The organism is Micromonospora sp. WMMB482 (assembly GCF_019038635.1).
GTDB lineage: Bacteria > Actinomycetota > Actinomycetes > Mycobacteriales > Micromonosporaceae > Micromonospora > Micromonospora marina.
Map to the genome: position 1 here is coordinate 3842017 of NZ_JAHOPD010000020.1, position 14016 is coordinate 3856032.

The 14016-nt window shown below is 73.6% G+C and carries 12 protein-coding genes; 10 read left to right on the top strand and 2 right to left on the bottom strand.

The features are described from left to right. Positions 1-37: 37 nt before the first annotated feature. The 7 genes from KSK32_RS19335 (at position 38) to KSK32_RS19365 (ending at position 6590) form a co-directional block, all read left to right on the top strand. A complete protein-coding gene (locus tag KSK32_RS19335) occupies positions 38-535 on the top strand; it encodes a hypothetical protein (protein WP_216932474.1) in 498 nt (165 codons plus the stop codon). Positions 536-658: 123 nt separating this feature from the next. After that, the gene (locus KSK32_RS19340) at positions 659-1222 is read left to right on the top strand and encodes a DUF177 domain-containing protein (protein ID WP_216932475.1); all 564 of its coding nucleotides are present in this window, start codon (positions 659-661) and stop codon (positions 1220-1222) included. A 5-nt stretch (positions 1223-1227) separates the two neighbouring features. Then, positions 1228-1401, top strand: coding sequence for a 50S ribosomal protein L32 (rpmF, locus tag KSK32_RS19345; RefSeq protein ID WP_030500827.1), 174 nt, complete (start codon positions 1228-1230; stop codon positions 1399-1401). A 132-nt stretch (positions 1402-1533) separates the two neighbouring features. Next, positions 1534-2493, top strand: coding sequence for a phosphate acyltransferase PlsX (locus KSK32_RS19350; protein WP_216936218.1), 960 nt, complete (start codon positions 1534-1536; stop codon positions 2491-2493). Beyond that, positions 2490-3287 (top strand): ribonuclease III, encoded by a 798-nt coding sequence (gene rnc / locus KSK32_RS19355; protein WP_216932476.1) that lies wholly within the window; start codon positions 2490-2492, stop codon positions 3285-3287. Before KSK32_RS19350 ends, rnc begins: the two co-directional genes overlap by 4 nt. Beyond that, positions 3280-4137, top strand: a complete 858-nt coding sequence (gene mutM / locus KSK32_RS19360) for a bifunctional DNA-formamidopyrimidine glycosylase/DNA-(apurinic or apyrimidinic site) lyase (protein ID WP_216932477.1) — start codon at positions 3280-3282, stop codon at positions 4135-4137. Before rnc ends, mutM begins: the two co-directional genes overlap by 8 nt. A gap of 239 nt (positions 4138-4376) precedes the next feature. Further along, a complete protein-coding gene (locus KSK32_RS19365; RefSeq protein WP_216932478.1) occupies positions 4377-6590 on the top strand; it encodes an MMPL family transporter in 2214 nt (737 codons plus the stop codon). Between the two features lie 276 nt (positions 6591-6866). Here KSK32_RS19365 and KSK32_RS19370 read toward each other — a convergent pair whose 3' ends face one another. Together KSK32_RS19370 and KSK32_RS19375 are read right to left on the bottom strand one after the other, a co-directional pair. Then, positions 6867-7736 (bottom strand): endo alpha-1,4 polygalactosaminidase, encoded by an 870-nt coding sequence (locus KSK32_RS19370; protein WP_216932479.1) that lies wholly within the window; start codon positions 7734-7736, stop codon positions 6867-6869. Positions 7737-7813: 77 nt separating this feature from the next. Next, positions 7814-8914: a CAP domain-containing protein gene (locus KSK32_RS19375; RefSeq protein WP_216932480.1), complete on the bottom strand. Its 1101-nt coding sequence runs from the start codon at positions 8912-8914 to the stop codon at positions 7814-7816. 371 nt (positions 8915-9285) lie between these two features. Between KSK32_RS19375 and KSK32_RS19380 the strand changes: the two genes are divergently transcribed. The 3 genes from KSK32_RS19380 (at position 9286) to KSK32_RS19390 (ending at position 14008) form a co-directional block, all read left to right on the top strand. Next, entirely contained in the window at positions 9286-9480 is a 195-nt protein-coding gene (locus KSK32_RS19380) for a hypothetical protein (RefSeq protein ID WP_013284566.1), read from the top strand. Between the two features lie 314 nt (positions 9481-9794). Continuing rightward, on the top strand, positions 9795-13394 hold the full coding sequence (smc, locus tag KSK32_RS19385) for a chromosome segregation protein SMC (RefSeq protein ID WP_216932481.1): 3600 nt from the start codon (positions 9795-9797) through the stop codon (positions 13392-13394). Further along, entirely contained in the window at positions 13391-14008 is a 618-nt protein-coding gene (locus KSK32_RS19390; RefSeq protein WP_216932482.1) for an HAD family hydrolase, read from the top strand. Before smc ends, KSK32_RS19390 begins: the two co-directional genes overlap by 4 nt. Positions 14009-14016 lie beyond the last annotated feature (8 nt).

A 14016-nucleotide genomic window follows, 5' to 3' on the forward strand; every position in this document is an offset into this window, starting at 1 on the left:
ATGGAGGGCGGCCGACGAAGACAGGAGTGAGGTACCGGTGGACCCGCTCGATCGCATCGACGAACTGATCGCCATGGTGGAGCAGGCCCGCTCCGTCCCGATGTCGCGCAACAACTGCATGGTCGACCGGGGCGAGATGATCGCCGCGCTCGACGAGCTGCGCGTGGAGCTTCCCGCGGACCTGCGCCGGGCCGCCGCGCTGCTGGAGGAGCGGGACAAGATCATGGAGGCCGGCAAGCGCGAGGCCGACCGGATCATCAGCGAGGGTGAGGCGGAACACGCCCGGCTGGTCTCGGTCAACGAGATCACCGTCTCGGCCGAGCACGAGGGCGCGCGGATCGTCGCCGAGGCGCGGGCCGAGGCGCAGCGTCTCCGCGAGGAGGTGGACGACTACGTCGACACCGCGCTGGCGAACTTCGAGCAGTTCCTCACCCGGGCGCTGGCCTCGATAGAGCGCGGCCGGGACAAGATGCACGCGCTGCGCGAGATCGGCACCTTCGCCGGGGACGAGGCGGACCGCCCGCTACCCTTCTGAGCGGCGCGCGGGCCGGTCGCCGACAGCCGGCTGCCGCCGAGCCGGAGGTCCGCCCCCGGTTCGACGGTCCGCCGCCAGGCAGGTAACCTTCTTTGTCGGCCTCTCATCGGCCGGAGTCTGACTATGCCCAAACACTCGCCAAGCACACTCGACCCCAGGTCGCCGCTGGTCCTCGACACGAGGGAACTGCCGCGCCGACCTGGCGCGTTGCGTACGCACAAGCGGGTCGTGCCGGCACCGGCGGACCTCGGCGTGGAGTTGATCGGCGTGCCGGAGGGCGCGGACCTCGACCTCGACCTGAGGTTGGAGTCGGTGTCCGAGGGCGTACTCGTCTCCGGGACCGTCACCGGTCCCGTCAAGGGCGAGTGCGGGCGCTGCCTGCGCGAGATCGACGACTCGTTGGCCGTGACGATCCAGGAGCTGTACGCGTACGAGAACAGCACCACGGACGACACGACCGAGGAGGACGAGGTGGGCCGGATGCAGGGCGATCTGATCGACCTGGAGCCGGCGTTGCGGGACGCGGTGGTGCTGGCGCTGCCGACGAATCCGCTCTGCCGGGAGGACTGCCCAGGCCTGTGCCCCGAGTGTGGGGTGCACTGGGACGATCTGCCGGCCGACCACAGCCATCAGCAGGTCGACCCGCGTTGGGCGAGCCTGACGCAACTGACCCGTACAGAGGAGTAAGAACCGTGGCCGTCCCCAAGCGCAAGATGTCGCGCAGCAACACCCGCGCCCGCCGGGCGAACTGGAAGGCCTCGGCGGTGGCGACCGTGGCCTGCCCGCAGTGCAAGTCGGCCAAGCTGCCGCACGCCGCCTGCTCCGTCTGCGGCACCTACAACGGCCGTCAGGTCCTCGAGGTCTGACCCGGCTGCCGAGTGACGTCCCCGACCACCGGTCGGGTGACGCGCGCACCAAGGCTCTCGCCCGGTGCCCCGGCTCCCGCCACCGCCGACCGGCTCACGGCCGGCGGACCGTCGGAGCCGGGCACCGCGCGGATCGCCGTCGACCTCCTCGGCGGGGACGATGCTCCCGCCGTCGTGGTTGACGGCGCTCTGCGAGCGGTACGCACGGATCCCGCCCTGCACCTGCTGCTCGTCGGCCCGATCGAGGTGGCCGACGAGCTGATCGGTGCGCTCGACCCGGCCCAGCGCGCCCGGGTCACGGTCCGCCCGGTGCGGACCGCCGTCGGCATGGCCGACCATCCCACCGCTGCCCGCGGCGAGAGCACGGTACGCACCGCCGTGCAGGCCGTCCGCGACGGACTCGCCGACGCGGTCGTCTCCGCCGGCTCGACCGGCGCCACGGTCACCGCCGCCGCGCTCGGCCTCGGCCGCTGGACCGGGATACGCCGCCCGGCGCTCGCCGCCACGCTGCCCGCCGTCGAGGGGCCGGTGGTGCTGCTCGACGTCGGCGGCACGCTCGAACCCGGCCCGGCCACGCTGGCCCGGCACGCCCTCCTCGGTGCCGCCTACGCGTCGGTGGCCCACGCCGTCACCGCACCCCGCGTCGGGCTGCTCTCCGTCGGTCATGAGACGGGCAAGGGCGACCGGCTGCGCCGCGCCGCCGCGCCCGCGCTCGCCGCCGCGCCGCTGCCCTGCGACGGCCGCTACGTCGGCCTGGTCGAGGGGTACGACATCTCGCTCGGCGCCCGCGCCGACGTCGTGGTGACCGACGGCTTCACCGGAAACGTCCTGCTGAAGGCCATCGAGGGCGCGTACGCCATGGCCGGCGGTCCACCGGCACGCGGCGGCGCCCCGCGTGCCGCCGCCCTGCTCGGAGTGGGCGGCACGGTGGTGGTGTGCCACGGCGCGGCCGGCCCCGAGGACGTCGCCTCCGGTATCGCGCTCGCCGCCCACCTGTGGCGCCGCGACGCCGCCGGGACGGCCCGCGACCTGCTCGCCGACATCCCGCACGATCCCGCACCTGACCGACACGACACCGAGGTAGCACCATGACCAACGACAAGCGGCGGCGTGCTCCCGTCGGCCACCTGGAGGCGGCCTTCGGGGTGTCGCTCGACCCGGAACTGCTGGAGCGCGCGCTGACCCACCGCTCGTACGCGTACGAGAACGGCGGCCTGCCCACGAACGAGCGGCTGGAGTTCCTGGGCGACTCGGTCCTCGGCGTGGTGATCACCACAGCGCTGTTCCACAACCACCCCGACCTGCCCGAGGGGCAGCTGGCGAAGCTGCGCGCCAGTGTGGTGAACATGCGGGCGCTCGCCGACGTGGCGCGTGGCCTCGGGCCGGACGGGCTGGGCGCGTACCTGCTGCTGGGCAAGGGTGAGGAGGCCACCGGCGGGCGGGACAAGGCGAGCATCCTGGCCGACACGCTGGAGGCGCTGCTGGGCGCGATCTACCTCCAGTACGGCCTGGACACCGCCGCCATCGTCATCCACCGGCTCTTCGATCCGCTGATGGCCGAGTCGGCGGGCCGGGGCGCGGCGCTGGACTGGAAGACCAGTCTCCAGGAGCTGACCGCCGCGCTCGGGCTCGGCGTGCCCGAGTACCGGATCGAGGGCACCGGGCCGGACCACCTCAAGACGTTCACCGCCTGGGTGGTGGTGGCCGGCAACCGCTACGGCGGCGCGGAGGGGCGCAGCAAGAAGGAGGCCGAGCAGCGCGCGGCCGAGTCGGCCTGGCGGACGCTCACCGAGCAGGCCGAGGCGCAGGCGGCGGCGGAGGCCCGGGAGGAGGCGAGCCCGCTGGCCGACACCACGGACGTCGAGGCGGGCGCCGGCCGTGCCTGAGCTGCCCGAGGTCGAGACCGTCCGGGTGGGACTCGCGCAGTGGGTGATCGGCCGCCGGATCGCCGCGGTCGAGGTGCGCCACCCCAGGGCGGTACGCCGGCACGCGCCCGGCGGCGCGCACTTCGCCGACGTGCTCGCCGGCCGGACGATCACCGGCGTGCAGCGCCGGGGCAAGTACCTCTGGCTGCCGCTGGACAGCGGCGACGCGGTGATCGGCCACCTCGGCATGTCCGGCCAGCTGTTGTTGCAGCCGGTCGGCGCGGCCGACGAACTGCACCTGCGGGTCCGGTTCCGGTTCGCCGACGACGGGCCGGAGCTGCGCTTCGTCGACCAGCGCACGTTCGGCGGGCTGTCCGTGTCCGCGGGTGGGGCGGAGCTGCCCGCCGAGATCGCCCACATCGCCCGCGATCCGATGGACCCGGAGTTCTCCGACGAGGGGTTCGTAACGGCGCTGCGCCGCAAGCGTACGGAGATCAAACGCGCGCTGCTCGACCAGACACTGATCTCCGGGGTGGGCAACATCTACGCCGACGAGGCGCTGTGGCGGGCGAAGCTGCACGGCGCCCGCCCCGCCGACGCGCTGACCCGTCCGGCCGCGCTGCGGCTGCTCGGCCACGTCCGGGACGTGCTCGGCGAGGCGATCAAGCAGGGCGGCACCAGCTTCGACGAGCTGTACGTCAACGTCAACGGCGAGAGCGGCTACTTCGACCGGTCGCTGAACGCGTACGGCCGGGAGGGGGAGCCCTGCCCGCGCTGCGGCGCGCCGATCCGGCGCGAGGCGTTCATGAACCGGTCGTCCTACAGTTGCCCGCGATGCCAGCCGCGGCCCCGGGGCACCCTCCGGGGATGACCCCGAGCCGGTTCGGGGTTGCGCCGGTGTGCATCGCCGGACGGTCCCCGGAGACGCGCCGGAGCGTACCCGGAGATGCCCTCTTCCGCCCGGTCCGCGCGGCCGGTTCCGGCCGCGCGGACCCCGCCGGCCGGATCGGGGACGAGCGGGGGCCGTTCCCCGATGCCGGGGCCCCGCCTGCTGCCTAGCGTCATCTGAGGTCGGCACGGGGCCGGCCTCAGGGGGGTGGAACCCGGGACATGGGCAGGCGACCGGTGACCGTGCGGCTGGCACGGTGGAGTGCGGAGCATCCGTGGCGCGCGATCGCGTTGTGGGTGGTCTTCGTGGCGGTGTGCTTCGTGGGCGGCAGCGCCGCCGGCCTGAACGAGGCCACCGACGAGGACCAGGCGATCGGCGAGTTCGGGCGGGCGCAGCTGATCGTCGACAGTGGCGGCTTCGACCAGCCGGCCACCGAGAACGTGCTGATCACCGCCCGTTCGGGCTCGCTCGACCAGGCCGCCGCGAAGGCCGCGGCCCAGGACGCGGCGGACCGGCTGCGGCAGGTTGACGGCGTGGCCTCGATCGGTACGCCGATGCCGTCGCGCGACGGCAGCGCGCTGCTGGTGCCGATCACCATGTCGGGCGACCCGGGCACCGCCGGGGACCGGGTGCAGCCGCTGCGGGACACCACCGCGAAGGTGCAGGACGCGCACCCGCAGCTCCGGGTGGAGCAGGTCGGCGGCCCGTCGATCGACAAGGCGCTCGACGACACGCTCGGCAAGGACTTCAAGCGCGCCGAGCTGCTCAGCCTGCCGGTGACGCTGGCCATCCTGATCATCGCGTTCGGCGCGCTGATCGCCGCCGGGGTGCCGGTGCTGCTGGCGCTCTCCTCGGTGGCCGCCGCGATGGGTCTCTCCACACTCGCCTCGCACCTGGTACCGGCCACCGACACCACCGCCAGCGTCATCCTGCTGATCGGCATGGCGGTCGGCGTGGACTACTCGCTGTTCTACGTGCGGCGGGAGCGGGAGGAGCGGGCCAAGGGCCGATCCGGCCTGGACGCGGTGGAGATCGCGGCGGAGACCTCCGGGCACGCAGTGGTGGTCTCCGGCACCGCCGTGATCATCTCGATGGGCGGTCTGCTGCTCGCCCAGGACGCGATCTTCTCCTCGCTGGCGGTCGGCTCGATCCTGGTGGTGGCGGTCGCCGTGATCGGCTCGCTCACCGTGCTGCCGGCGTTGCTGGCGAAGCTGGGCCGCTGGGTGGACCGGCCGCGGGTGCCGCTGCTGTGGCGCCTCACCGCTCCGCGCCACGGGCAGCCGGCCCGGCCCCGGTTCTGGCCGGCGGTGCTCAAGCCGGCGCTGCGCGCGCCGGTGGCCACGCTGCTGATCTCGGTCGCGCTGCTGCTCGCGCTCGCCGCGCCCGTGCTCGGCATGAAGCTGAAGTTCCCCGGCCCGGAGGACGTGCCGCGCACCACAGCGGCCATGCAGGCGTACGACCGGCTCACCGCCGCCTTCCCGAGCAACGGCACCAGCCACACGGTCGCCGTGCGGGCACCCGCCGAGCAGGCCGACCGGGTGCGGGCCGCGCTCACCGACCTGGCCGGCCGTACCGCCGCCGACCCGCTCTTCGCGCCGGCCGAGGGGGACGGCCCGGAGATCCAGGTGTCGGCGGACCGGCGGGTGTCGGTGCTGGAGGTGGCCACGCCGCACGCCAGCCGCTCCGACGAGGCGTCCCGGTCGCTGCACGAGCTGCGCGACGACCTGGTCCCGGCCACCCTCGGCGGCGTCCCGGGCGTGGAGTACGCGGTGGGCGGCGGCGTGGCCGCCAGCGAGGACTATGCGGCCCACATCTGGGCGAAGCTGCCGATCGTCGCGGCGTTCGTGCTGGCGCTGACGTTCCTGGTGATGGCGTGGACGTTCCGGTCGGTCGTGGTGGCGCTGACCTCGATCGTGCTGAACCTGCTCTCCGCCGGCGCCGCGTACGGGCTGCTGGTGCTGGTCTTCCAGAGCACCTGGGCGGAAGGGCTGCTCGGCTTCACCTCGATGGACGCGATCGTCACCTGGCTGCCGCTGTTCCTGTTCGTGGTGCTGTTCGGACTGTCGATGGACTACCACGTCTTCGTGGTCAGCCGGATCCGCGAGGCGGTCGACCGGGGGATGCCCACCCGGGAGGCGGTGGCGCACGGCATCACCTCGTCGGCCGGGGTGGTGACCAGCGCGGCGGTGGTGATGGTGGCGGTGTTCTCCATCTTCGCCACGCTCAGCATGATCGACTTCAAGCAGCTCGGCATCGGCCTGGCGGCGGCGATCCTGCTGGACGCCACGATCATCCGCGCGGTCGTGCTCCCATCGGTGATGACGCTGCTGGGTGACGCGAACTGGTGGGCGCCGCGGTTCATGCGCCGCCGTCGGCCCGCCCCGGCGGTCGAGCCGCCGCCCGCCCCGGCGCCGGAGCTGGTCGGCATCCGCTGACCAGGCCGGATCGGACCCGCCCCGGCCGGCTCCGGCCGGGGCTCGGTCCGGTCCGCTCCCGGTGTCGTCTGCAGGCCCGTCGCGGCTTGACATCCGGGTACCGCCTGTGCCGGCCGCCGAGACGGCATCCACTCTTCATCGTTATACCTGAGAGTCATAATGATGACTCTCAGGTATAACGCTCCTGGGTCATCTGCTTGGCCGTGGCGGTTACGCAGCGTATCGGCAACGCCATGATTGCCCGGCACCAGTGCGTGCGGAGCAGGCGCCGGGGCGTCACGGCAGCGCGCACGGCTCCCGCCCGGCGTCCAGCTGCCGGTCCTTGCGGATCGAGGCGAAGCCGTAGCCGACCGAGGTAACGCAGAAGTCCGCCGGATCACCTGTGTACTCGACGTGGAAGACCGGCTTGCCGGCGTCGACGAACGGCAGCAGCTTCGCGCACTCGCGGCGGCGTACGCACTCCTGGTTGACCGCGAAGTCGAAGTCGGGGGCCAGCGCGGCCACCTGCGCCACGTCGTCGACCAGTCCGGGGGAGAGGTCCAGCTTGCGGGCCAGCCCCGCCAGCCGGCGGTTGAACAGCAGCTGGTCGTCGAAGTGAAGGGGGAAGCCGGAGCGGTGCCGGTAGCCGTCCGCGTCGGCGAGCGCCACCGCGCCGAAGCCCTTGCCCCGGCACAGCCGGAACCGGTCGGCCAGCACCGGCGCGAGCGCGTCCCAGCTCCGTACGTCCAGGAAGCGGCTCCCCGGCCGCCCCGGCACCGCCGCGCCGCGCACGGCGGCAGGGAAGCGGGTGGCGTCCGGGTCACCGGCGGCGTACGTGCCGACCCGGACGTGGCAGACCAGGCGGCGGCCCCGCTCGCGCAGCGCGGCGGTCTCGGCCGAGGTGGTCGCCACCGGGTCGAGGAGGAAGACGTCGGCGTCGACAGTCACGTCCACCGGGGTGGTGAGCTGCCACTGCCACCGCCAGCGGTCGGCCTGCGCCGCCGGCCAGGGCGTGGGCGCGCCGGGCGGCGTGACCGGCCGACGGCAGGCCGGCACCGGGGCGAGCAGCAGCGCGGTCAGCGCGAGCGCCACGCCCCGGCGCGGGCCACGTCGGCGGACGCGGGCCGACCGGGAGCGCGGCACGGCCCACACCGGCCGGATCCGCATCGACAGCTCCCCGGACGCGGGCGGCCCGACGCCGCCCCCGACCGGTCAACGAGCGCCGGGCCGATCGCGACGCGCGGTCAGCTCGGGGTGGCGAAGACCTGTGTCCAGTACGGCCCGTTGCTGCGCGCCAGACCCATCCCGATCTGGGTGTACCCGCAGTTGAGGATGTTCTTCCGGTGTCCTTCGGAATTCATCCAGCCGGCCATGACCTTGGCCGCCGTCTCGTAACCCCAGGCCACGTTCTCGCCCACCATGCGGTAGCTGTAGCCGGCACGCTTGACCCGGTCCCAGGGCTGGCTGCCGTCGCTGCCCTTGTGGTCCATCTTCTGGTGGTCGGCCTGATCCTGGCTGTGCCGCTGGGCGGCCAGGTTCAGTTTGGCGTTGACGGTGAGCGCCTTGCAGCCGGCCTTCGCCCGCTCCTGGTTGACGATCGTCACGACCTTCTGGAGTTCGGCGCTGAGCCCGGTCGTGGCGGTGGCTTTGGTGCTCCCGGAGCCACCGCTCGGGGCGCTGCTGCGCTCCTGCTGCCGCGACGGGGCGGTGCTGCGGTTCGGCTTCGGGGTGGCCTTCTTCGTCGGGCTCGGCGCGGCGGTGGTCGGTACGGCGGACGGGCTCGCCGACTCGGGCGCGAGCGCGTCGGCGGGCGCCTCGTCGGTCCCGCCGGGGGCCTGCGGCGCGGCGGCGACCGGCGCGTCGGCGGAGGTGCGCTTCGTGCCCTGGTCGTCTCCGGGCAGCAGGACGGCGCCCACGCCGAGGCTCACCACGAGCGTCGCCGCGGCGGCGGCCCCGCCGATCACGAGCGGCCGGGACAGGCGCCGCTTCGGACGCCGCCGGTCGTCGGCCGGGGTGTCGGTCGCCGGCTGCCAGGTCGCGGCGGGCTGCTCCCAGCCGCCGGCCGGCTGCTCCTGGCCGTTCCACCGGTCGTGGGGCGGCGGGTAGGCGCCGGCCGTTCCGTAGGCGGGCGGGGCGCTCTCCGGGCGGTAGCCCGGCTGGGCGTCGTATCCGGCCGGGCCGTGGTAGCCGGCCTGGCCGGCGGGCGACTGCTGCGCGGCGTCCCCGTACAGGTACGACGACCGCGGTTCGGGCCGGTCGCTGAGCCACGCCGGACCCTCGTCGGTCGGCGGCTCGGGACGCCGGCGGGCGTCCTCCGGTTCGATCGGGTCGTTCCAGCGGTACACGCCTGTCCCCTCCACGGGTCGGTTGCGGGCCGGAGTGACGCTACGGGCGTGCTCCAAGCTGCGGCAACGTGGCTAAGAAAGAGTTAAGGCGAAGCCGGCGGCAAGGGTGAGTCGTTCACACATTTCCGGCGTACAGTAAAGGTGTCCGGACAGAGCGTGTCCGCGCCTTGTGGCAGCCCCCGGCGAGTGGACCGGCCGACGTGGAGATGATCTACGGCCTTGGTCAACTTGACGAAGGAGGGGGTTTCGGCTCAATATGTAGGTGTCGCCAGTCGCGCCCAGTCATGCCCCGATGCAGGGGGAATGGCAGCCGCGAACATCATGGGCGCGCGTTGGCCGGCCTTTCCGGCAGCGCACATCAAGGAGTCAGCATGGCGAAGGCCCTCTACGGCCACGTAAGTGCAGCGCCCGACCGGCGTCTGCTCGACGAGGTCACCCGACTGCGTGCCAGGGTTCAGGCACTGGAGTTCGAGATCACGCGTCTGCGCGCCGACAACGATCGGCTTGCGGCGGCAGCGGCGGAGGCCGATGACCTCCTCCGTCTGGCCGAGCCCGCGCTGACCTGATCTCCAGTTGTCGGAAAACTGAATCGCACCACACCGAAAAGCGCGCCGACACTCAAGTGCCGGCGCGCAGCCATGTGCGGACCCTTTTCGTCGCCGCCGCCGCAATTCTCGATCTTGCGGAACCGGTTGGAATTGCGCCCGGTAATTGTGATCATGTATTTCCGCTCCACCCACGACGGCCGGGTGGAATGCGGACAGCCGGTGCGGCGGGTGGGTCGCGTGGCGGCGGCGCCCCGGTCCCGGGTTAGTCTGCGGGTTCACCAGGTCCGCGCAGCCGGCGACGGTACGGCGGCCACCGGACGAGGATCGAGAAGGTGCATCTCAAGAGCCTGACGGTGAAGGGCTTCAAGTCCTTCGCCTCCGCCACGACGCTGAAGCTGGAGCCCGGGATCACCTGCGTGGTGGGCCCGAACGGCTCCGGCAAGTCCAACGTCGTCGACGCCATCGCCTGGGTGCTCGGCGAGCAGGGCGCCAAGGCGCTGCGCGGCGGCAAGATGGAGGACGTCATCTTCGCCGGTACCGCCGGGCGCGCGCCGCTGGGCCGGGCCGAGGTCACCCTCACCATCGACAACACCGACGGCGCGCTGCCGATCGAGTACACCGAGGTCTCCATCACCCGCCGGATGTTCCGCTCCGGCGAGAGCGAGTACGAGATCAACGGCGACTCCTGCCGCCTGCTGGACATCCAGGAGCTGCTGTCCGACTCGGGCATCGGCCGCGAGATGCACATCATCGTCGGGCAGGGCCGGCTCGACGGCATGCTGCACGCCAAGCCGGAGGACCGGCGGGCGTTCATCGAGGAGGCGGCGGGCGTCCTCAAGCACCGCAAGCGCAAGGAGAAGGCGCTGCGGAAGCTCGACGCGATGCAGGTGAATCTCAACCGCTTGGCCGACCTGACCACTGAGCTGCGCCGCCAGCTCAAGCCGCTGGGCCGGCAGGCCGAGGTGGCCCGCCGCGCCGCCGGCATCCAGGCCAACCTGCGCGACGCCCGGCTGCGGCTGCTCGCCGACGACCTGCACACGCTGCGGACCACACTGGACAAGGAGATCGCCGACGAGACCGCGCTGCGCGAGCGGCGCGAGCTGATCGAGGGCGAGCACGGCGAGGTGCAGGGCCGTCTCGGCGAGCTGGAGGCGGCGCTGGCCGAGGACGCCCCGCTGCTCGCGGCGGCGCAGGACACCTGGTACCGCCTCTCCGCGCTCCAGGAGCGGTTCCGCTCGATCGAGCAACTGGCCCGGGAACGGCTGCGTCACCTCAGTGCCGCCGGCGACGACGAGCGCCCCGGGCGCGACCCCGAGCAGTTGGAGGCGGAGTCGCGGCGTGTCCGCGAGCAGGAGGAGGAGCTGCGCGCGGCGCTCACCGAGGACCAGATCCGGCTGGCCGAGGCGGTCGAGCACCGGCAGGAGCTGGAACGGCAGCTCGCCGCCGCCGAACGGGAACTGGTCGCCGCCGCCAAGGCGATCGCCGACCGGCGGGAGGGCCTGGCCCGCCTGACCGGCCAGGTCAACTCCGCCCGGGCGCGGACCACCAGCGCGGGTGAGGAGATCGAACGCCTCGCCGCCGCGCACACCGACGCTCTGGGCCGGGCCGAGAAGGCGCAGGCCGACCTGGACGCGGTCGCCGAGCAGTCGACCGAGGCGGACCGGGACAACGCCGACCTGGACGCGCGGCACGACGAGGCGGTGGCCGTGCACGAGCGGGCCCAGGCGGCAGTGCGCAGCCTGGCCGACGGTGAGCGCGCCGCCGAGAAGGACGCTGCCACCTGGAAGGCCCGCGAGGAGGCGCTCGCCATGGGCCTGCGCCGCAAGGACGGCGCCGGGGAGCTGCTGGCCCGCGCCGACCAGGTGCCCGGCCTGCTCGGCAGTCTCGCCGGGCTGCTGACCGTCGCCCCCGGTGACGAGGCGGCGCTCGCCGCCGCGCTCGGCGGCCTGGCCGACGCGGTGGCGGTCAGCGGCGTGGACGAGGCAGTCGAGGCGATGCGGCTGCTCAAGATCTCCGACGCCGGACGGGCCGGGCTGCTGGTCGGCAGCCCCGCCGGACCGGGCATGGACGGCTCCGCCGACGCGCTGCGCCCGAAGCTGCCCGAGGGCGCCCGCTGGGCCCCGGACCTGGTGGAGTGCTCGGCCGAGATCCGCCCTGCCGTGCACCGGGCGCTGCGCGACGTGGCGCTCGTCGACGACCTGGCCGCCGCGTCCGCCCTCGTCGCCGCGAATCCGGAGCTGCGCGCGGTCACCCCCGACGGCGACGTGGTCGGGGCGTACGCGGCGGCGGGCGGGTCGGCCAAGGCGCCGAGCTTCATCGAGGTGCAGGCCGCCGTCGAGGAGGCGCGGGCCAACCGGGCCACCGCCGAACGCACCGCAGCCGAGCTGCGGGAACAGCTGGCCGAGGCGCGCGCCGAGGTGGCCGCCGCCAAGGAGGCCGTGCAGTACGCCGCCGCCGCCAAGCGGGAGGCGGAGAGCCACCGCAACGCCGCCGCGCGCCGCCTCGCCGAACTGGGCGCCGCCGCCCGCTCGGCGAAGGCGGAGACCGATCGGCTCGGCGAGTCCCGGGCACGCGCCGAGGCGGCCCGGGAACGGGACCTCGCGGCGCTGGCCGAGCTGGAGGAACGGCTGCGGCTGGCCGAGGCCACCCCGATCGACGCCGAACCCTCCACCGAGGAGCGGGACCAGCTCGCCGCCATGGTGCCGCAGGCACGGCAGAACGAGATGGAGGTCCGGCTCGCGGTGCGTACCGCCGAGGAGCGGGTGGCCTCGATCGCCGGGCGGGCCGACTCGCTGGCCCGGCAGGCCACCGCCGAACGGGCGGCGCGGGAGCGCGCCGTGGCCCGGCGCGCGGCCCGCACCCGCGGCGCCCAGATCGCCCGGGCCGTGGTGGGCGGCGCCCGCGAGGCGCTCACCCGGCTCACCGTCTCCATCGGCCGGGCCGAGGAGCACCGGGACGCCGTCGCCCGCGAGCGCGCCGCGCGCGAGGCCGAGTTGTCCGAGGTACGCGGCGCGGCCAAACGCCTCGCCGCCGAGCTGGAACGGCTCACCAGCCAGGTCCACCGCGACGAGGTGGCCCGCGCCGAGCAGCGGATGCGCATCGAGCAGTTGGAGGCCAAGGCCGCCGAGGACTTCGGGCTGGACGTGGCCACGCTCGTCGCCGAGTACGGCCCGGACCGGCTGGTCCCGCCCACCGACGCGGACGTGGCGCTCGCCGAGAAGGACGGCCGGCCGGTGCCGGAGCCGGTCCGCTACGAGCGCCCGGTGCAGGAGAAGCGGGCGGCCAAGGCGGAGCGGGAACTGGCCCTGCTGGGCAAGGTGAACCCGCTCGCGCTGGAGGAGTTCGCGGCGCTGGAGGAGCGGTACAAGTTCCTCTCCGAGCAGCTGGAGGATCTCAAGGCCACCCGGCGCGACCTGCTCACCGTGGTCAAGGACGTGGACGACCGGATCCTGGAGGTCTTCGCCAGCGCGTTCGAAGACACCGCCCGGGAGTTCGAGCAGGTCTTCACGGTGCTGTTCCCCGGCGGCGAGGGCCGGCTGGTGCTCACCGACCCGGAGGATCTGCTCACCACCGGTGTGGAGGTCGAGGCCCGCCCGCCGGGGAAGAAGATCAAGCGGCTCTCGCTGCTCTCCGGCGGGGAGCGGTCGCTGACCGCGGTGGCGATGCTCGTGGCGATCTTCCGCGCCCGGCCCAGCCCGTTCTACATCATGGACGAGGTGGAGGCGGCGCTCGACGACGTGAACCTGGGCCGCCTGATCACGCTGCTGGCGCAGTTGCGGGAGAAGAGCCAGCTCATCGTGATCACGCACCAGAAGCGGACCATGGAGATCGCCGACGCGCTCTACGGGGTGACCATGCGCGCCGGTGTGACCCAGGTGATCAGCCAGCGGCTCAACCGGGCCGACGACGAGGAACAGGTGACGAGCGAGTGAGTCGGGAACGCGCCACGGCGCTCCTGGTGGACTTCGACGGCGTACTGCGCCGCTGGGATCCTGCGGTGGCCGCAGGTGTCGAGCGGGAGTACGGGCTGACCGGGGGTGTCCTCGGTGAGATCGCGATGTCCTGGGGACTGCTCCAGCCGGTGCTGACCGGCCAGGTCAGCCACGCCCAGTGGATGATGAGTGTGGCCGACGCGCTGACCCCCGCGGTCGGCGCGGATCGGGCGCGTGCGGCCGTCCAGGAGTGGCAGAGCTACCGCGGCGAGGTCGACCCGGACGTGCTGGCGTTCGTCCGCGAGGTGCGGGCGGCGGGCATCCGGGTGGGGCTGGGCACCAACGCCACCGACCTGCTCGACGCCGATCTGGCCGCGCTGGGCCTGACCGAGGAGCTGGACGTGATCGTCAACTCCTCGGTCATCGGGGTGCACAAGCCGGCGAAGGAGTACTTCCAGGCCGCCTGTGAGGCGCTGGGGACGCCGCCGGGGCGGGTGCTGTTCGTCGACGACGAGGACCGGGCGGTGGCCGGCGCCCGGGTGGCGGGCCTGTCCGCGCACCGCTGGAGCGGCCCGGCCGACCTGCGGTACCTGCGGGCGGCGCTGGCGTACTGAGCCGGACG